Source organism: Stenotrophomonas maltophilia, from assembly GCF_013464915.1.
Lineage (GTDB): Bacteria > Pseudomonadota > Gammaproteobacteria > Xanthomonadales > Xanthomonadaceae > Stenotrophomonas > Stenotrophomonas maltophilia_AT.
The window spans coordinates 77,364-95,094 of sequence record NZ_RAVT01000021.1 but is presented as its reverse complement, the minus strand read 5'-3'; the positions used below and the strand labels follow the sequence as shown (position 1 = coordinate 95,094).

Below are 17,731 nucleotides of genomic sequence, written 5' to 3'. Positions count from 1 at the left end.
TCAGCACTGCCCCCGCAGGCGGCGCCACAGCAGGCGCGGTGCGCGCGGCAGCATGCCGAAGAACAGGCGGGTGTGCATGCGGCTGATGCGCACGTTGTCGCGCCACACATCGAAATGGGACACACCGTCGGCCGGATAGGTCACGCGCGTGGCCAGGTGCTCGACCGGCAGCTGCCGCCAGTACAGGCGCACCATCACTTCAGTATCGAAATCCATGCGCCGGCCGATGGTCTCTTCACCGATCAGGCGCAGCACCGGCGGCAGCGGATACACGCGGAAGCCGCACATGGTGTCGCGCAGGTGCAGCGACAGCGTGTTGATCCAGACCCAGATGTGGGTGGCGTAGCGGCCGTACAGGCGCGCTTTCGGAACACTGGCGTCGTAGGCCGGAATGCCGCAGATCACCGCACCCGGGTGCGCACGCGCCGCATCGATGAAGCGCGGCAGGTCGGCGGTGTCGTGCTGGCCGTCGGCATCGATCTGCAGCACGTGGCTGTAGCCACGCGCAGCGGCTTCGGCAAAACCGGCCAGCATCGCCCCACCCTTGCCCTGGTTGATGTCCAGGCGCAGCAGGTCGACGCCGTGGCGCTGCGCCAGCGAGCGCAGCACCATCGCGCACGCCTCATGCGAGCCATCGTCGACCAGCAGGCACGGCAGGCCGGCGGCCTGCACGCCGTCGACCACCGCCGCGATGGCGTGCTCGTGGTCGTAGACGGGAATCACCACCAGTGGCGCGAACGCGGCACCGGCAACGGCCGGGTCAGTCCGCATCGGCGAAAACCACCTTGCCGCTGGCATGCACACCGTGGCTGGAGGTGTAGCGGAAGGCCAGCACATTGCGGGCGGCATCCCAGTCCAGCTGCAGGGTCAGCTCATCGCCCGGGCGGGCCACGTGCTGGAACTTCACCGCATCCATGCGCAGAAACGCAGCCGGTATCGCAAACGCCTGGCGGCCGAAACGCACGGCCCAGTCCAGCTGCGCCACGCCGGGCAGGATCGCCGCCTGCGGGAAATGGCCCTGGAACGGCCGCAGCGCCGGGTCGAGGGTCATGCGCAGGGTGGCGCTTGCAGCGTCGCGGTGCTCCCATGCCGGTACCGGCATCAGCGGCTGGAACAGCGCCGCCAGTGCCGCCTGGGTGACCTTGCCCTGTGCGTTGATCGGCAGCGCCTGCACCAGGCGCCAGCGGCGCGGCCGGGTGACCGCGTCATGTGCCTGCGCCAGGCGCGCGCCAAGGCGCTGGCCCAGCGCGCGGCGCGCGGCGTCACCGTCCTCCAGCAGCGCCGGATCGGCCGGTACCACCACCGCTGCCAGCTGCTCACGCTGTCCTGGCAGGACCAGCACGCGCACGTCGTCCACTTCGGCGTCTTCGCGCAGCGCGCGTTCCAGCGCATCCAGCGAAACGCGGCGCTCTTCGATCTTGACGATGCGGTCGGCGCGGCCCAGCAGGCGGAAGCGGCCATCGGCCAATGCTTCCACGCGGTCCTGGGTGCGCCACCAGTCGAGGGTTTCCAGATGCGCCGAGGCGACAGCCAGGCAGCCATCCTCGATGCGCCACTGCACGCCCGGCAGCGGCTGCCACGGCGGCAGGTCGGTGTCCCAGCGGCGCCAGGCGATACCACCGGTCTCGCTGCTGCCGTAAACCTCGGTTGGTGCCACGCCCAGCCACTGCCGTACCTGGCGTGCGGCTTCTTCCGGCAGTGGGCCACCGGAGGAGAACACCGCGCGCAGGCGACCGTGCAGGCTGGCCCAGTCGAGCTGCTCGGGCAGACGCTTGAGGTGGGCTGGCGTCGCCACCAGCACGGTGTCGGTACCGGCCAGCGCGCCCACCAGGTCTTCGTGGAAGAACCGGCGCGGATGGATCAGGCGGCCGGCGGCCAGCGGCCACAGCACGCGGAACAGCAGCCCGTAGATGTGCTGGTGGGACACCGTGCCATGCACCTGCGCGCCTTCCAGCTGCGCGCCGAACGCAGCCTGCAGCGCATCCACCTCGCGCGCCAGCTGGTCCATGCGCTTGTTGATCGCACTGGGCTGGCCGGTGCTGCCGGAGGTGAACACGCACAGCTCGCAGGCGCGCTCGTCCAGCACCTGCAGTTCGCCGTGCACGCCAGCGGTGGAGGCAACCAGTGGTCGGTAGTCGGCGGAAACATCACCGGCGAAGCCGCTCACCTGCGGCTGCAGCGCCTGCAGCGTGGCCGGCAGGTTGTCGGCGGCCAGGAACACCCGCTTGCCGGCATGCCAGGCGCCGAACAGCGCCGCAGCGAAGGCCACCGCGTCATCGAAGTACAGGGCCCAGTCGCGGCCATCGGCAGCAGCAAAGGCCGCACGCCAGCCCAGCACCTGCTGGCGGAAGCGGGCATGATCGATCACCTCGCCCTCGCAGAGGCCGATGCTGCGGTTCGGCTGCGGGTCCACCAGCAGCCCGTCCAGGGCAATCCACTCAGCCATGCGCGTGCGCTGCCTTGACCCGACGCCGCACCAGCCACTCACCTGCAAACAACACGCCCATCATCACGTACGCCAACAATCCGTTGTAGAGCATCCAGACCCGGTCCGACGCGTAAAGCGCGGTCAGCAGGGCCAGGCTGCCGTTGAGAACGAAGAAGCCACACCACACCTGGGTGACGCGCCGGGTATAGGCCACCGCGAACGCTGGCAGGTCCGGCTCCTGCAGCCGCGCCAAGCGCTCCACCAGCGGCGGGCCGAAGCGCAGGCTGGTGCCGAACACCGCCAGCATCACCACGTTGACCAACGCCGGGTACAGCTTCAGCGGCAGGGCCTGGTTGAGCACGGTGGCCAGCACGGCCAGCAGGCCGGTACCCGCCGCCGCCGCCCACCACAGCGGCTGGCGCGTACTCAGCGCGCGCAGCAGGGCCAGGGTGAACAGCAGCAGCGACAGCCAGCGTGGCTCGAAACGGCCCATCGCCAGGTACACCAGCACCGGGTAGGCCAGCGAAATCGCAGCCACCACGAACGTGCGTGCGCGTGCCATGGCGGAGCCGCCGGCGCTGCGGTCAGGCTGCTGCCTGGTCCGGCAGCAGCCCGTGCACGACATCGACGATGTCCTGCACGGTGCGCACGGCCTTGAAGGCTTCCGGCTGCAGGTTGCGGCCAAGCAGCGGCTTGAGCTGCACGATCAGGTCGACCGCATCGATGCTGTCGATGTCCAGGTCGTCGTACAGGCGTGCCTCGGGGGTGATCCGGGCGGTCTCGATCTCGAAGCTGTCGGTCAGGATGCTGACGATGCGTTCGAACAGTTCATTCTTGGTCATGGCAATTCCTGGCGCCGTTACGACTGGCGGGCGGCGACGAACTCGCCGAGCGCGCGCACGCTGGAGAAATGGCGACGGGTTTCTTCCGAATCGGCCGAGAGGCTGACACCGTACTTCTTCTGCAGCGCCAGGCCCAGCTCCAGCGCGTCGATCGAATCCAGGCCGAGGCCCTCGACGAACAGCGGCGCGGTCGGATCGATGTCCTCCGGCGTGATGTCCTCCAGCGAAAGGGAGGAAATGATCAATTCCTTGATCTCGTGCTCAAGTGCTTGCACGGGGCGGCTCTCCAGACAGGTCGAAATAACGAGAAAGGTGCTCGGTAACGCGGCGTGCCGCCAAGGCATCCCCCCTTGGCGAGTCGTCTTCGGCCAAGAATGGCGCGATCGGGATATCTTCGCCGATCTGCAGCCGAACGTGAAAGCGACGTGAGGGGACACGATACCACTTCTGCCCCTTGGTCAGGGTTGGCGGGGTGCAGGTGATCCGCACCGGGGTGATGTCCAGGCGTCCGCGCACGGCGATGTTGGCCGCGCCCCGCTGCAGGCGCGGCGGCTGTCCGGGCACGCTGCGGGTGCCTTCCGGGAAGATGACCAGGGTGCCGCCGGCCTGCACCGCGGCTACGCAGTCGTCCACCAGGCCAGCGCCATCATCGTTGGAGATGTAGCCGGCCGCCCGCACCGGACCACGCATGAACGGGTTGCAGGCCACGGCCCGCTTGACCACGCAATCGGCGTTGGGCAGCAACGAAATCAGGCAGACCACGTCGATCAGGGTCGGGTGATTGGCCAGAACCAGCAAACCGTCGCGCTGCAGGCGTTCCCGGCCTTCGATCTGCAGGGTCATCACCCCCAGCCGGCACATCAGCCGGACATGGCTGGCAAACGCGGCCTGGACCACGCGCCGGGCGCGCCGGCGACGGGCCACCGGGTCCCGCATCAGCAGCAGCACCGGCATCATCAGGACGCCGAGCAGCAGCCCGCCAAGGCCAAACGCAGCAAAGCTCAGGCCGGTGCCGAACACCCGCCAGGCGTAGTCGAGGCGGCGCAGCAGCTCACTCACGGCGGCTCCAGCGCCAGCGCTGGCCATGGGCCACGTGCTCCAGCGCCGGCGCGCCGGACAACAGGAAGCGGTGCAGGTCCAGCGCATGCGGCAGCAGGCCCGGCGCAGAAGCGGCCTGTTCTTCGGCCGGCTGCCATTGCAGTGCGAACGTCGGCCGCCCCGCGGCCGGCGCCGTCAGCCGCCAGCACCACGCAAAGAACGGGTCGGGTTCGTCGGCGAACGTCGCGTAAATTTCAGGAAGCGGGGATTCGTAGACCACCACCCGCACCTCGCGGGCGCCATCGGCCAGCAGGCCGACGGCCTCCAGGCACGCGGCCTCGACCGTGGCCTGGCCGGCAGCCAATGCCAGGTAGTTGCCGCGATGGCCGCGGGCGATGGAGTACAGCGCGGCGATCGCGTTGTGCACCGACAGGCCGAATCCGGTTGGCGACAACGGCTGGTCGCCGACCAGCGCACCCAGCAGGTCCATCGAACGCGCGACGTCGCCATGGCGGCTGGCGAACACCAGCGGCACGTCGCTGTCAGCCCCCTGCCCGTCCTCGCACCAGCACGCGGCCTGGATCGCCATGCGGCCCAACCGCTCGATGCGACGGCGTTGCATTGCCGGAACCTCCGCCAGTGCCGGCGTATCCCCGCCATGCGGCAGGTACGGCGCATCGGCCCAGCCCAGCCACTGGCTACGCTCGCTCAGGCCGGGCGCCCACGCAGCCCAGTCGACGATGGAGAATTCAATCATTTAGCGTTGGTGCTTCAACGGGAGAACGATAGGCACGAGCCATTACGGCGACGCGCGGCGGCCCCCATTCCTGCAGCCGTGCGTCCGTCCAGGACGTCGCCGGCTGCCCCCCTGGCCGCCGGAAAGGAGCGCACGCTAGCACGTCCCGCGCAGGGTGTGCAGGTTTCACATTCCCCAACGCGGGGCCAGGCAACGGCCGGCCCCGCCTTCAATCGATCAGTGGTAACCGGTGTCGGCGTGCACCTTGCCGCGGAACACCCGGTAGGACCAGGCCGTATAGCCGAGGATGACCGGCAACAGAATGACCAGCCCAACCAGCGTGAAGCCCAGCGAAGACGCCGGCGCCGCCGCCTGCCACAGGGTCATCGACGGCGGCAGCAGGTACGGCCACATGCCCAGCACCAGGCCGAGGAAGCCGAGCACGAACAGCGCCAGGCTGAGCAGGAACGGCGGCAGGTCGCGGCGTGGATGGGTCGCGCTGCGCCACAGCGCGGCGGCCACCGCCAGGGTCAGCAGCGGCACCGGCGACAGCCACCAGAAGTTGCCGTCGCTGAACCAGCGCGCCATCAACCGCGAATCGAGGAACGGCAGCCAGCTGCTGACCAGGCCCATCGCCGCGATCACCGCCACCACCAGCGGGCGGGTCATCTGCCGTGCCAGCGCCTGCACGCGCCCTTCGGTCTTCAGGATCAGCCAGGTGCTGCCCAGCAACGCATAGCCGGCGACCAGCGCGGCGCCGGTCAGCATCGCGAACGGGCTGAACCAGGCGAACGGTCCACCCTGATAGACGCCGTCCACCAGCGGGATGCCCTGCACCAGAGTGCCGAGGATCACGCCCTGGGCGAAGGTCGCCAGCAGCGAACCAAGGCCGAACGCCACGCTCCACAGCCGGCGCGAACGATGCGCCTTGAACCGGAACTCGAACGCCACGCCGCGGAACACCAGTGCCACCACCAGCAGCAGCACCGGCAGGTACAGCGCCGACAGCAGCACCGCATAGGCCTTCGGGAACGCCGCCAGCAGGCCGGCGCCCCCCAGCACCAGCCAGGTCTCGTTGCCGTCCCAGATCGGCGCGGCGGTGTTCATCATCAGGTCCAGCTGTTCCTCGTCCTCGGCGAACGGGGCAAGGATGCCGATGCCGAGCACGAAGCCGTCCAGCACCACGTACATCAGCACGCCGAAGCCGATCACCGCGAACCATGCCACCGGCAGCCAGGTCATCAGGTCCATGTCAGCGCTCCTCCAGCGGTTCGTCGGCCGCCGACAGCGGGCGTGCCGGGGTGTGGCTGCCGTGGTCCAGCGATGGCCCTTCGGCATACGGCTGCGGTCCGTGGCGCAGGATCTTCACCAGGTACCAGATGCCCCAGCCGAACACGAAGGCGTAGCCGACCACGTAAACGCCCAGCGACAGCGCGGTCATCCAAGCGCTCTGCGGGCCCACCGCATCAGCGGTGCGCAGCACGCCGTACACCACCCACGGCTGGCGCCCCATCTCGGTGACGAACCAACCGGACAACAGCGCGATGAAGCCGCTGGGCAGCATCCAGTTCCAGCCGCGAAGCAGCCACGGCGAATCCAGCAGCCTCTTCCGCCACAGCTGGAAAGCCGACACCCAGGCCAGCAGCAGCATCAGCGTGCCCAGCCCGACCATGATGCGGAAGGCGAAGAACACTGGCGTCACCGGCGGCCGCTCGCTGGCCGGAACCGAGGTAAGCGGATCGAAGGTGCCGTCCAGCGAATGGGTGAGGATCACGCTGCCCAGCTTCGGGATGGCCACTTCGAAATCGTTGCGCTCTTCCTTTTCGTTGGGCAGTGCGAACACCACCAGCGGCACGCCCTCGCCCTCCTTCGTTTCATGCCAGTGCGCTTCCATCGCCGCGATCTTCATCGGCTGGTGCTTGAGCGTGTTCAGGCCATGCATGTCGCCGACGAAGATCTGCACCGGCACGGTCAATGCCGCGAACGCGACCGCTGCGATCAGCATGCGTCGGCCCGCTTCCACGTGTGTTCCCTTGCGCAGGTACCACGCACCCACGCCACCGATCACGAAACAGGTGGTGATGAACGAGCCCAGCGCCATGTGCGCCAGCCGGTACGGGAACGAGGGGTTGAACACCACCTGCCACCAGTCCACCGGATGCACGATGCCGTTGACCATCTCGTAGCCGGCCGGCGTGTGCAGCCAGCTGTTGGACGACAGGATCCAGAACGTGGAGAACAGCGTGCCCAGCGCCACCATGCAGGTGGACAGGAAATGCAGGCGCGGCGAGACCCGGCCCCAGCCGAACATCATCACGCCAAGGAAGCTGGCCTCCAGGAAGAACGCGGTCAGCACTTCGTAGGTCAGCAGCGGGCCGATGACCGTACCTGCGACCTCGCTGAGGCGAGGCCAATTGGTACCGAACTGGAAGGCCATGACGATGCCGCTGACCACGCCCATGCCGAACGACACCGCGAAGATCTTCTGCCAGAAGAAATACAGTTCGCGCCACACGGGCAACTTCGTGCGCAGCCAGCGCCATTCGATGAAGGCCAGCCAGCTGGCCGTGCCGATGGTGAAAGCGGGGAACAGCACGTGGAAACTGATGACGAATCCGAACTGGATCCGGGACAACAACAACGCGTCCAAGGGACGCCTCCTGCCGGGTACGGGTGGGATACCGGACCACTTTAGGAGGATTTGGTTAAGGCGGGATGCGACCGGGTGACGCGCTGCTTCACTTTGTCGCAGGCGAAGCTGGGTGACAGGATGAATGGGCTATAGGGGCTTCAGCAAGGTCAAGGGCGGCTCCTTGGCGATTCGCAGAGCCCGGGGTACCAGTGCGGCCAAGCAGGCCGCCATCACCAGCACGACAGCGCTCGATATCGAGAACCACAGTGAACCTTTGATGCCATCCTGTGGCGGCCCTATCCACTGCAACGACAACGCGCCGAGCAGGGTACCCAGCGTGGTGAACAGTGAAACCTCGAACATGATTTCGGCAAAGATCACGGATCCGCGAGCACCCAATGTCCGTCGAATCCCAATGGAGTGCCGGCGCTGATCAAGCCATGCACCTACAACTCCGGAAACTCCGGCCATCAGCACACCGAGAACAACGGCCGTCATGAACGCGAGCACGGTCGTAGCGAAGCGATCAGCTTTGACGTAGGCGTCGCGATATCCCGCCAGCGTCTCGACACCGGCTGGATTCACGATCCGATAAGGGCGCTGCAGCGCATCGCCAATGCGATCAAGCGAAGAACGATCAACCTCCGACCTCCACTTCGCCAGATAATAGCGACTGGCGCCGATGGGAAGGCCTGGAAGCAGCGCCCACTGCGAGTCCCGCTCATTGCCTCCTGGTGCCGGTCCAGCAACAGACGCAAATACGCCCACGATGACCCGGCTGCTGCCGGGGCCGAAATACAGGTGGCGGCCAACAGCACCCTCCGTTCCGAACAGACGAGCAGCCAGCGCTTCACTGATCAGTACTACCGGAACCCCTTCAGCCATGTCGTCCTCTGTGGCATCCCGTCCCAGGACGATTCCCGCGCCCAACATCGCCAGCAAGCCAGAGCTTGCAGTTGCCACGGGAATGCGATCACATCCAGCTACGTCTGTCGTGCCCGAGTTCATCGAGTACGCCATGGCTGACTCACTGGTGCATACGCCGTATCGATGGGCTCTTCCCCCGAACGGAACAGCGTCGCTCACAACCGTGTCCTGAACACCGGGCAGCCGGATCGCAGACAGGTCTGCCCGCAGCACTGCCGCATCCGCGCCGTCTTCGACATCCGAGACCCTGACCACACCAATCGACCCTGCCTCCTGGATGCTTCCGGTGTTCAATCTGGCGAAGCTGTCCAGCGCGGATTGCAGTGCGAACGCACATGCCAGGCCTGCAAGCGCTGCCTGGACTGCAAGCAGTGCGGCACTTCCCAAGTGTCGTCGGGTCTCCCTCATCGAGTCGAACATTTCAGGCAGCCCCCTTCGCGAAGGCACTCGACAGGGAGCTGACCCTGCAGATTTCAAACGATGGGACCAATGAACAGAGCAACGTCGTGACGACTCCCAGGCCAGCGGCCATCAGCATTGCCCCAGCATGCATCGCCGTTATCGCGCTGGGCAGAACGTCTCCCGCAGCAACCAACCGGATTCCCAGCGTATAGGTGACGACAGCGAGCGCACTGCTTGCGGCTCCTGCCGCGATGGATTCCCACATGAGCTGGATGAACACGTCCCGGCGTCGCGCACCCAGTGCACGTCGTATCGCGAGCTCCCGCCGACGGCGCCCCAGGCTGAAGCTCAGCAGCGCCGCCGCGTTGACGATGCACACGCCGAGAAGGATCAGCGACAACCGAAGCTGCATCCTGGCCTGCTCCGGAACCAATCCCAGCCTGTCCAGCCAATCCATCAAGGGCCAGAGTGCGACCTGCTGTGAGCCTGGCTCGACCCGAAGCCTCTTTTCTTTCGCATAGGCGTTTAGAACCGCGCGGTAAGCGGCGACATCATCTGCGGTGGGCAGCCACACCCACAATTGAAGCCAGGAAACGTTGGCCCCTGCAGGATCCGTGTCCTGGTCACCACCCCAGATCGCCGTCCCGTCCAGAACCGTCAGTTTGTCTGCGATTGCAGTTTCAACCGGCAGGTAGATCTCGTCAGGCTCCACAAACGGTCTGCGTGTGAGATCTCCCTGAAACATAGGCACCGGATGCCAATCCTCCGCGACACCCACTACGGTATAGGTGCGTCTGCCCAATTCCAACCGATGACCAACACAGTCCTGTGCACACTCGCGCGCTGCGAGCGCACGCGACAGAACCACTATTCGACTCGAAGCATGCCCCTCCTCGGCGGTCCATGCGCGCCCTTGAACAACGGCAATGCCAAGGACACTGAAGACTTCGGACGTGGCGAACCTGGCGCGCAATCTTGCGCTGGACTCTCCCGGCCGGGAGAGCGTCACCGCGCCCCCTGCCATTGCTGCCTGCTTCCACGTCCGGCCTTGATTCAGAAGCACCTTCGCGTCTGGCCAGGTCAGTGACTGACCAGGATCCGGAGAGCCACTGCGCAGTGCATCTGGACGCGCGTCAAGGTAGGGGCGGAACAATGCCGAGCTCCGGCCTGGCGCGGGATCCGACGATGCTTGGAGAACAATGGAAAGCATCACGGTAGTGATCCCTACCCCTGCACCCAGCATGAGAGCGATTGCCAGATGAGTGCCGACTCTCTGCTTGAATCGAATCAACGACATCTTGATGTAGTAACCGTGCACGTACCCTCCTTGGCCTTTGCAGAGCCCTCAACTTCAACTCGAAGGAACTCCCTGTAGAAGAAGTTGCTCCCTTTCTTCCAGCTCACCTATTCCAGCCATGTATGGGCTGCAGGCGCAGAAGGTCAGGATTCCGTTCTCTTGGTACACCAGAATCTCGCCCATCCTGCTGTCGAAAAGTTCCCGGCATGCGCATATGAGAGCGGGAAAGGCCCCAAGATCCGCCTTGGGTCGCCCCCTGGGGAAACTCAGTGCAAACGCCTCTCCGTGGTAGCTACATATGATTGGGATGCCTTGCGGCTGTTCGACGAAGAATGGGTGCCACTGCTGCTCCCCTTCTGCGACATCAGAATCACCATCCCACCGGAAGTAGGACCAGACTGACTTCTGTACGAATTTGTCCAGGTGCGACATATCAGGCATTCGATGACCGAACCCAAAAGCAAAACGTGGCGTTCTAATGCCTGGAATACGCTCGGAAAGAAGCTTCCATTGCACATTCAAGGGGAGAAGCGATCTACTCACTCCCCGAGGACCAATTCCATACGCCAGTGCGTGCGCTCGCGATAGAACCGAACCCAAAGCTGTGTGTGCCCAGTTCTCATGCAATCCGAATGCACGAAGACGCTTGCCAATCTCGGTGCAAGAGAGATCGAAGACTCTGTTGATGATGTAGGCGGACCACATGTTAGGAATCGACGTTTCCATTGCGGGTTCAATGATCTCAGCCTCCTGAACGCACCAACTTTGAGTCAGCTCGTCCAGATGGATCACACTCACACCCTCGACATCTCTCAGCACGGTTGCGACAACGTCCTCCGGATCGGAGTGGATGACAATGGTTGGAATCTTCATGCCACGCTCTCCAGCATCTCCCTTTGCACTTTTCGGCCGTACTGAGCCCTGATCTCCTCCTGAATTTCATCCACGACCGCCATTAGCTGCAATGAGGCGGGTGACTCCAGTACGAATAGCGTCGAGATCTTCCGTTCGATGAAGAATCCGCCCGCTACGTGCATCAGTCGTCGCTTCATTCTCCTCACGGCTTCTTCTCCAATCTCGCCGCCGACACCAACCAATCTCCCGAGAAGCTGATGGATGGCGTAGTAAACAAAAACCGCGTGTGCCAGCGAATGGTTGGGAATGAAATTTCCTGACCATGGTGAAACCGGGCGCACCCTGATTGCACCTGACATGAACTTCCCGTGCACCTCTTCATAGGCGGAGAGATACGAGTGTACGGACTCATGCAGAATTGCCTCTGCGCAAAGATCCACGGTCATTTCTGGCCTGTGAACATTGAGAATTCGGATGCAACCAACATGAATCGGCCGATACTCGGATCCAAGATTGAGTGGTGAAACCTGATCACCCAGCTGGATCGACTTCCTCACAAAAACACGCCTTGTGAATATTCGAATCAGCAGACCCAGATGTGGAGTGGCTTTGTCCACGAGCTCTATGGCGGCTTCCAGCTTCTCCTGGATTACCACAAGCTCTTCTGGTGAAATACTCATGAATGGATTACAAAACGTTCCGCTCTCAGGTTCGTTCCGGCGTGCCAGTCCACTATCCACGTCCAGAGCAATCACGCCCCCCACTTTTGGGCGCTCAACCTTTTCAAATCCGAAATTACGCTGCTTTACCACCCACTCCCCTAGTGGGCTTTCGACTTCCTTCCTACGGTACAACCCTCCCGCTTCTTCATGGTTTGGAGAAATTGGACACTCCGCCCTTGCGGCGAGATGAAGTGCTTCGATGGTCGAGACGGGCCTTCCATCTGGATCTTCATGAGAGAATCCATCTGGATCATCCATGAATCCAGAAACCCACGGGGAGCCAAGCAATCTTCTTCTTGCCGCGGGATCCAGGTTCTTGAACGTTCTTTCAAATTTCTCCACACATTCGTGGTTCTCGAGCTTCTTCGCTCTGAATTTCGAAAGAGCTTCGCCCAAACGACGCGGAGCAACTTCAAACCATGCATCCAGAAGTACCGAGCAAACTTCAACCGTTCTACGCGGATCTTCAATCGCTCTCCTGATTTCCTCTATGGAAGTTCTCATCAACCTCTCCCTGGTGGCGGACGGCCGCCCCAWGGGCGGCCGTCCGCGTTCTTAGACGTTGAACTTCTGTGCTTCAGGAACGACATGCGCGAACTTGAGCTCTTCTGCGTCACCCGATGAGTAGTGACCGCAGTGGGTTCCACCGCTTGAGTAGTTGGTGCATTGCACACCTGCGATCTCGCTATCGCTGATTCCTTCTTGCAGCTCCGTCCCGCTGACGAGGTTGATGTCCAGCACAGAGACGTTCTGGATCTGCGTGAGATCATTGGTCGCACTTTCCTGCGCAGCAGATGCGATTCCGGATAGACCAAGCATTGCAATGAGTGCCGGAGGGAGAAGCACGGATTTGCAGATCTTCGACATTGTTCAGCTCCTTTGAAGTTGATACTGCCGGATATGACCGTGAGCTTGCGCGGCTCCTGGCCAACGTCAGCGGTTGCTGACGATTTAGATTTTTCCAGCAGGGTCATCGACATCAAGAGCAGCAGATTTCTTTGCAACTATCCTCATTGCGAGGACCGTCACGTAGCGTCTGGAGCTGACGCAATCCGTCGGGTGTGGGGGATTGTCCGAGTCAGCGACCTCGGGAATGGTGTAGGAAGATTCACGCCGTATGCGACTGACGTCGGTCTATCAATCGCTTAGTGCCAAAAATACCAAACGCCTGCCGCCACCAACGCCCCAACCAGCAACACCTGCACCACCACGTACCACACACCACTGTCGCGCGATTCAGCGGCAATGCGCTTCTGCAGCGCCTCGCTCACATCCGGCGCTTCTTCCTGCTGCGCCTGCTCACGCAATGCCTCTGCCAGCGCGTGCTCTTCCCCATCGCGGGGTTCGGTCGGTAGGTTCACAGCAGTTCTCCAGCGGAGGCGTGCCGCGTCAGTTCCTGCTTCAGGACCTGGCGCGCGCGGTGCAGGTGGCTCTTGATGGTACCGCGCGCCAGCCCGGTCACCTGCTCGATCTCGGCCAGATCGAAATCCTCCAGGTAGTGCAATCCGACGATCAGCCGCTGCGGCGCACTCAGCCGTTCCAGTGCCGCGCCGAGCTGGCGCCCGGCCTGCAGGGCCTCACTCAACTCGGCGGGCCCGGGGCCTTCATCGCCGATGCCAAGTTCTTCCGGCACCTCCACCGCTACCATCCATTGCGCCTCCAGGCGTCGCCGTCGCAGGTGCTGCAGCGCGGTGGTGTAGGCCACCCGCGAAACCCAGGTACGCAACGAAGATTCAAAGCGGAACCGGTGCAGCTGGCGGAACACCGCCAGGAAGGTCTCCTGCAGCAGGTCGGCCACCTGATCGCGGTCGCCGACCATGCGACCGATCACATGCGCGCAGGTGCGCTGATGCGCCTGCACCAGCTGCGCGAACGCCGGCTGCGAACCATCGATGATGGCGCGAACCAGGGCGCGGTCGTCATCCGCGCCGGGTATGGGCTCGGCGGGGACGTCGCGGCGACGTCCCCGCAACGCAGCCAATGCTCCACCCAGCAGGCTCATGCGCGGGGCGCCCCCTGTGCCCGTGGCATGCCTGCCTCAACCCTTGCGCGCGGCAGGACGGGTGAAGTACCAGGCCAGCAGCTGGCCGAGGCCGGCACTGCCGACCATCGCGGCGGCGGCGCCGAAGGTCAGTTCGCGTGCACCGATCGCCTCCAGCAGGCCCATTGCCACGGCCAGGCTGACCAGGCTGATGCCCCAGCGCAGCGCGCCCTGGCGGCGACGCTCCTCTTCCAGTACGGCCAACGAGCGGATCACTTCCTCCGGCACGTGCGGCGCCACCAGCTTGCTGCGCGCGCGGGCATCGGCAATGGCATGGATCGCGTAGGCGATGCAGATGAAGAGGGTGATCGGGATCAGTTCCTGCATGGTCGGGCTCCTGTTCGGTGGATGATGCGGGTTCAGGAGAATGGATGCGCGAAGCCCGCCACCGGTTGCAGCGAATGTGTCAGGACGCGTCGTCGGCTTCGGTCTCGACCGGCACATCCGGAAAATAGGTTTCCAGATGGAAGCCCAGCCGGAGATCGGCCATCAGCCGTACCAGTGCAGGGTCCAGTTCGAAACCGGCCCACGCCTTCTTGCCGAAGACGCCGATACGCAGGCCGACCTCGGCGCCTTCCTGGTTCAATGCTTGGATCACCTCCACCCGTGCCTGCAGGATCTCGACCACCTGCGGCCAGGCGTCCATCAGCCAGCCATCCTTGCCGCCAGGCAAGTCAAAGCACACCCAGGTGTGGGCGTGGACCCGGATGACACTTCCATCAGGACGGAGTAGCTCGGCGCCGACATCACGGAAGTTCGTCCGTTCCATCCCCAGCCGGGCGGCGATTCCGGCGCTGGCAGCCGTCGGGTGTTGTACCCCCAACGAGATCACATAGTCGTAGCTGTACACGTCGGTTCCTTCCGAATCAGGCGCCCATCATGCGCCACGCAAGGCCCCGCCGGGCCTTTGCCCAAGCGGTCAGCATGACCTGTGGCCCCTGCCCCCGGCCCGGACGGCTGCTACCCTTGCCCGGATTCCTCTTCCGGTGCCGTCCGCCCATGTCCCGAGTGCTGCCCCTGTCCCTCCTGCTGTCGGCCGTGCTGGCCGCACCGGCCGCGCATGCTGCGCCCACGCCGATCACCATCGAACAGGCCATGGCCGACCCGGACTGGATCGGTCCGCCGGTCGAGAAGGCCTGGTGGTCGTGGAACAGCCAGCAGGTGGAATACCAGCTCAAGCGCAGCGGCAGCCCGGTGCGCGATACCTTCCGCCAGCCGGTGGCCGGTGGCGTGGCCGCACAGGTGGCCGATGACCAGCGCGGCACCCTGGACGTGGCCGAGCCGGTCTACGACCGCAGCCGCAGCCGCAGCGCCTTCGTGCGCAATGGCGATGTGTTCGTGCGCGACCTGCGCAGCGGCGCGCTGACCCAGCTGACCCGCAGCAACGAGCGCGCCGGCAACGTGAACTTCGCCGCCGACAACGGCGTGATCTGGCGGGTCGGCCAGAACTGGTTCCACTGGACTGCCGCCGGCGGCGTGCAGCAGGTGGCCAGCCTGAAGGCCGAGAAGGACCCGCGCACGCCGCCGAAGGCCGACGTGCTGCGCGACCAGCAGCTTCGCACGCTGGAAACCCTGCGCCGCGACCGCGACCAGCGCGAAGCCCTGAAGGACCAGGACCAGCGCTGGCGCCAGGCCGACCCGACCCGCGCACCGGGCCCGGTGTACCTGGGTGCCGACGTGGAGATCGGTGACAGCGTGCTGTCGCCCGACCTGACCCACCTGATCGTGGTGACCAAGCCGAAGGACTTCGATGACGGCCGCGGCGGCAAGATGCCGCTGTACGTGACCGAGTCGGGTTACGAGGAAACCGAGGACACCCGCACCCGCGTCGGCCGCAACGGCTTCGAGCCGCACACGCTGTGGTACGTGGACGTGCGCACCGGCAAGGCCGAGAAGCTCTCGCTGGCCGGCCTGCCGGGCATCAGCACCGACCCGCTGGCCGAACTGCGCCGCAAGGCCGGCAAGGACGCACTGAAGGGCGAGCGCAGCCTGCAGGTGATGAGCGACTTCATGGGCGGTGGCATCCGCTGGAGCGCCGATGGCCAGCAGGCTGCGGTAATGCTGCGTGCAAACGACAACAAGGACCGCTGGATCATCAGCGTCAACGCCGCCGATGGCCGCGTGCAGAACCGCCACCGCCTGACCGACAACGCCTGGATCAACTGGGGCTTCAATGATTTCGGCTGGATGGCCGATGGCCGCACGCTGTGGCTGCTGTCCGAGGAATCGGGCTTCTCCCACCTCTACACCCAGGCCGGCACCGCCAAGCCGCAGGCGCTGACCAGCGGCAAGTGGGAAACCTCGGCGCCGGTGCCGTCGGCCGATGGCAAGGGCTTCTACTTCCTGTGCAACCAGCAGGCACCGCATGACTACGAAGTCTGCGCGGTCGATACCGGCAGCCGCCAGGTGCGCGAGCTGACCAGCCTCAACGGCGTGGAAGACTTCTCGCTGTCGCCGGATGGCCAGCAGCTGCTGGTGCGTTACTCCGGCGCCTACCTGCCGCCGCAGCTGGCCGTGCTGCCCAGTGCCGGTGGCCAGGCGCGCGTGCTGACCGATACCCGCACTGCCGACTACAAGGACCGCCAGTGGATCCAGCCGAAGCTGGTGGCGGTGCCGTCCAAGCACGGTGCTGGCGTGGTCTGGGCCAAGTACTACGAACCGGAAAACAAGGAACCCGGCAAGAAGTACCCGATCGTGATGTTCGTGCACGGCGCCGGCTACCTGCAGAACGTGCACCAGCGCTACCCGGCTTACTTCCGCGAGCAGATGTTCCACAACCTGCTGGTGCAGAAGGGCTACATCGTGCTGGACATGGATTACCGCGGCAGCGAGGGCTACGGCCGCGACTGGCGTACGGCGATCTACCGCAACATGGGCCACCCGGAACTGGAAGACTACAAGGACGGCCTGGACTGGCTGGTCGACACCCAGCAGGGTGACCGCGACCACGCCGGCATCTACGGTGGTTCCTACGGCGGCTTCATGACCTTCATGGCGCTGTTCCGCTCGCCGGGCACGTTCAAGGCCGGCGCCGCGCTGCGCCCGGTGGTCGACTGGCACCAGTACAACCACGGCTACACCAGCAACATCCTCAACACCCCGGACATCGATCCGGAGGCGTACCGCGTGTCCTCGCCGATCGAGTACGCGCAGAACCTGCAGGACAACCTGCTGATCGCCCACGGCATGATGGATGACAACGTGTTCTTCCAGGACTCGGTGAACCTGACCCAGCGCCTGATCGAGCTGCACAAGGACAACTGGTCGATCGCACCCTACCCGCTGGAGCGCCACGGCTACGTTCGCGCCGATTCCTGGCTGGACCAGTACAAGCGCATCCTCAAGCTGTTCGAGCAGAACCTGAAGTGAGCAACGCCGCAGCCACGATCCGGATCGTGGCTGCGGTCATCCTGGATGACCGCGGCCGGGCGCTGGTGGTGCGCAAGCATGGCGCCAGCCGCTTCATCCAGCCCGGTGGCAAGCCCGAAGCCGGCGAGGCACCGCTGCAGGCACTGGCCCGCGAACTGGACGAGGAGCTGGGCGTGCAGTTGCGTACGGCTTCAGCGGCTGCGCTGGGCACGTTCGAGGACTGGGCGGTGAATGAACCCGGCCACCGCGTACAGGCACAGGCGTGGTGGGTACAGGTGGACGGCACGCCACGGGCAAGGGCCGAGATCGCCGAGCTGGCCTGGGTACCGCTGCAGCCGCCGCATGGCCCGCCCTTGGCACCGTTGAGCGAACACCATATCCTGCCGGCCGTCGCCACCCGGGTGACGGCCCGCTGATCGCGTGGGCACCGATTGCTAGGACA

At 64.8% G+C, this 17,731-nt stretch carries 20 protein-coding genes; 2 read left to right on the top strand and 18 right to left on the bottom strand.

Going from position 1 to position 17,731, the window contains the following annotated elements:
- The 18 genes from D7T59_RS07365 to D7T59_RS07280 form a co-directional block, all read right to left on the bottom strand.
- Complete coding sequence (locus tag D7T59_RS07365; RefSeq protein WP_180851617.1) at nucleotides 1-771, bottom strand: glycosyltransferase family 2 protein; 771 nt, start codon at nucleotides 769-771, stop codon at nucleotides 1-3.
- Complete coding sequence (locus D7T59_RS07360; RefSeq protein ID WP_180851619.1) at nucleotides 761-2,446, bottom strand: ApeI family dehydratase; 1,686 nt, start codon at nucleotides 2,444-2,446, stop codon at nucleotides 761-763. The genes D7T59_RS07365 and D7T59_RS07360 overlap by 11 nt, the downstream gene beginning before the upstream one ends.
- Nucleotides 2,439-2,990: a COG4648 family protein gene (locus D7T59_RS07355; protein ID WP_049431675.1), complete on the bottom strand. Its 552-nt coding sequence runs from the start codon at nucleotides 2,988-2,990 to the stop codon at nucleotides 2,439-2,441. Before D7T59_RS07355 ends, D7T59_RS07360 begins: the two co-directional genes overlap by 8 nt.
- A gap of 22 nt (nucleotides 2,991-3,012) precedes the next feature.
- Nucleotides 3,013-3,270: an acyl carrier protein gene (locus tag D7T59_RS07350; RefSeq protein WP_005411609.1), complete on the bottom strand. Its 258-nt coding sequence runs from the start codon at nucleotides 3,268-3,270 to the stop codon at nucleotides 3,013-3,015.
- A 17-nt stretch (nucleotides 3,271-3,287) separates the two neighbouring features.
- The gene (locus tag D7T59_RS07345; protein WP_005411610.1) at nucleotides 3,288-3,545 is read right to left on the bottom strand and encodes a phosphopantetheine-binding protein; all 258 of its coding nucleotides are present in this window, start codon (nucleotides 3,543-3,545) and stop codon (nucleotides 3,288-3,290) included.
- A complete protein-coding gene (locus D7T59_RS07340; RefSeq protein ID WP_180851621.1) occupies nucleotides 3,532-4,329 on the bottom strand; it encodes a 1-acyl-sn-glycerol-3-phosphate acyltransferase in 798 nt (265 codons plus the stop codon). Before D7T59_RS07340 ends, D7T59_RS07345 begins: the two co-directional genes overlap by 14 nt.
- The gene (locus tag D7T59_RS07335; RefSeq protein ID WP_180851623.1) at nucleotides 4,322-5,065 is read right to left on the bottom strand and encodes a beta-ketoacyl synthase chain length factor; all 744 of its coding nucleotides are present in this window, start codon (nucleotides 5,063-5,065) and stop codon (nucleotides 4,322-4,324) included. Before D7T59_RS07335 ends, D7T59_RS07340 begins: the two co-directional genes overlap by 8 nt.
- 216 nt (nucleotides 5,066-5,281) lie before the next feature.
- Nucleotides 5,282-6,295: a cytochrome d ubiquinol oxidase subunit II gene (cydB, locus tag D7T59_RS07330; protein ID WP_005414876.1), complete on the bottom strand. Its 1,014-nt coding sequence runs from the start codon at nucleotides 6,293-6,295 to the stop codon at nucleotides 5,282-5,284.
- A gap of 1 nt (nucleotide 6,296) precedes the next feature.
- Nucleotides 6,297-7,694 (bottom strand): cytochrome ubiquinol oxidase subunit I, encoded by a 1,398-nt coding sequence (locus tag D7T59_RS07325; RefSeq protein WP_164136904.1) that lies wholly within the window; start codon nucleotides 7,692-7,694, stop codon nucleotides 6,297-6,299.
- Nucleotides 7,695-7,823: 129 nt separating this feature from the next.
- Nucleotides 7,824-9,023, bottom strand: coding sequence for an ABC transporter permease (locus D7T59_RS07320; RefSeq protein ID WP_180851625.1), 1,200 nt, complete (start codon nucleotides 9,021-9,023; stop codon nucleotides 7,824-7,826).
- Between the two features lies 1 nt (nucleotide 9,024).
- The gene (locus D7T59_RS07315; RefSeq protein ID WP_180851627.1) at nucleotides 9,025-10,323 is read right to left on the bottom strand and encodes an ABC transporter permease; all 1,299 of its coding nucleotides are present in this window, start codon (nucleotides 10,321-10,323) and stop codon (nucleotides 9,025-9,027) included.
- Between the two features lie 33 nt (nucleotides 10,324-10,356).
- Complete coding sequence (locus tag D7T59_RS07310; protein WP_180851629.1) at nucleotides 10,357-11,175, bottom strand: hypothetical protein; 819 nt, start codon at nucleotides 11,173-11,175, stop codon at nucleotides 10,357-10,359.
- Nucleotides 11,172-12,383, bottom strand: coding sequence for a hypothetical protein (locus D7T59_RS07305; RefSeq protein WP_180851631.1), 1,212 nt, complete (start codon nucleotides 12,381-12,383; stop codon nucleotides 11,172-11,174). Before D7T59_RS07305 ends, D7T59_RS07310 begins: the two co-directional genes overlap by 4 nt.
- A gap of 51 nt (nucleotides 12,384-12,434) precedes the next feature.
- Nucleotides 12,435-12,746 (bottom strand): hypothetical protein, encoded by a 312-nt coding sequence (locus D7T59_RS07300; RefSeq protein ID WP_180851633.1) that lies wholly within the window; start codon nucleotides 12,744-12,746, stop codon nucleotides 12,435-12,437.
- A 278-nt stretch (nucleotides 12,747-13,024) separates the two neighbouring features.
- Entirely contained in the window at nucleotides 13,025-13,240 is a 216-nt protein-coding gene (locus D7T59_RS07295; RefSeq protein WP_164136905.1) for a hypothetical protein, read from the bottom strand.
- Complete coding sequence (locus D7T59_RS07290; protein ID WP_180851635.1) at nucleotides 13,237-13,881, bottom strand: RNA polymerase sigma factor; 645 nt, start codon at nucleotides 13,879-13,881, stop codon at nucleotides 13,237-13,239. The genes D7T59_RS07295 and D7T59_RS07290 overlap by 4 nt, the downstream gene beginning before the upstream one ends.
- 36 nt (nucleotides 13,882-13,917) lie before the next feature.
- A complete protein-coding gene (locus D7T59_RS07285; protein ID WP_180851637.1) occupies nucleotides 13,918-14,247 on the bottom strand; it encodes a hypothetical protein in 330 nt (109 codons plus the stop codon).
- Nucleotides 14,248-14,326: 79 nt separating this feature from the next.
- Complete coding sequence (locus D7T59_RS07280; RefSeq protein WP_180851639.1) at nucleotides 14,327-14,770, bottom strand: hypothetical protein; 444 nt, start codon at nucleotides 14,768-14,770, stop codon at nucleotides 14,327-14,329.
- A gap of 149 nt (nucleotides 14,771-14,919) precedes the next feature.
- Between D7T59_RS07280 and D7T59_RS07275 the strand changes: the two genes are divergently transcribed.
- Together D7T59_RS07275 and D7T59_RS07270 are read left to right on the top strand one after the other, a co-directional pair.
- The gene (locus D7T59_RS07275; RefSeq protein WP_180851641.1) at nucleotides 14,920-17,289 is read left to right on the top strand and encodes a S9 family peptidase; all 2,370 of its coding nucleotides are present in this window, start codon (nucleotides 14,920-14,922) and stop codon (nucleotides 17,287-17,289) included.
- Nucleotides 17,286-17,705 carry an NUDIX domain-containing protein gene (locus tag D7T59_RS07270; RefSeq protein ID WP_180851642.1) on the top strand — a complete coding sequence of 140 codons (420 nt, stop codon included), beginning with the start codon at nucleotides 17,286-17,288 and terminating at the stop codon, nucleotides 17,703-17,705. Before D7T59_RS07275 ends, D7T59_RS07270 begins: the two co-directional genes overlap by 4 nt.
- The last annotated feature ends 26 nt before the right edge of the window (nucleotides 17,706-17,731 follow it).

Coding starts and splice junctions, on each gene's coding strand:
- cydB (WP_005414876.1), bottom strand. CDS start 6,295: ATGGACCTGATGACCTGGCTGCCGGTGGCATGGTTCGCGGTGATCGGC.
- D7T59_RS07300 (WP_180851633.1), bottom strand. CDS start 12,746: ATGTCGAAGATCTGCAAATCCGTGCTTCTCCCTCCGGCACTCATTGCA.
- D7T59_RS07355 (WP_049431675.1), bottom strand. CDS start 2,990: ATGGCACGCGCACGCACGTTCGTGGTGGCTGCGATTTCGCTGGCCTAC.
- D7T59_RS07275 (WP_180851641.1), top strand. CDS start 14,920: ATGTCCCGAGTGCTGCCCCTGTCCCTCCTGCTGTCGGCCGTGCTGGCC.
- D7T59_RS07350 (WP_005411609.1), bottom strand. CDS start 3,270: ATGACCAAGAATGAACTGTTCGAACGCATCGTCAGCATCCTGACCGAC.
- D7T59_RS07305 (WP_180851631.1), bottom strand. CDS start 12,383: ATGAGAACTTCCATAGAGGAAATCAGGAGAGCGATTGAAGATCCGCGT.
- D7T59_RS07335 (WP_180851623.1), bottom strand. CDS start 5,065: ATGATTGAATTCTCCATCGTCGACTGGGCTGCGTGGGCGCCCGGCCTG.
- D7T59_RS07320 (WP_180851625.1), bottom strand. CDS start 9,023: ATGTTCGACTCGATGAGGGAGACCCGACGACACTTGGGAAGTGCCGCA.
- D7T59_RS07290 (WP_180851635.1), bottom strand. CDS start 13,881: ATGAGCCTGCTGGGTGGAGCATTGGCTGCGTTGCGGGGACGTCGCCGC.
- D7T59_RS07365 (WP_180851617.1), bottom strand. CDS start 771: ATGCGGACTGACCCGGCCGTTGCCGGTGCCGCGTTCGCGCCACTGGTG.
- D7T59_RS07310 (WP_180851629.1), bottom strand. CDS start 11,175: ATGAAGATTCCAACCATTGTCATCCACTCCGATCCGGAGGACGTTGTC.
- D7T59_RS07285 (WP_180851637.1), bottom strand. CDS start 14,247: ATGCAGGAACTGATCCCGATCACCCTCTTCATCTGCATCGCCTACGCG.
- D7T59_RS07360 (WP_180851619.1), bottom strand. CDS start 2,446: ATGGCTGAGTGGATTGCCCTGGACGGGCTGCTGGTGGACCCGCAGCCG.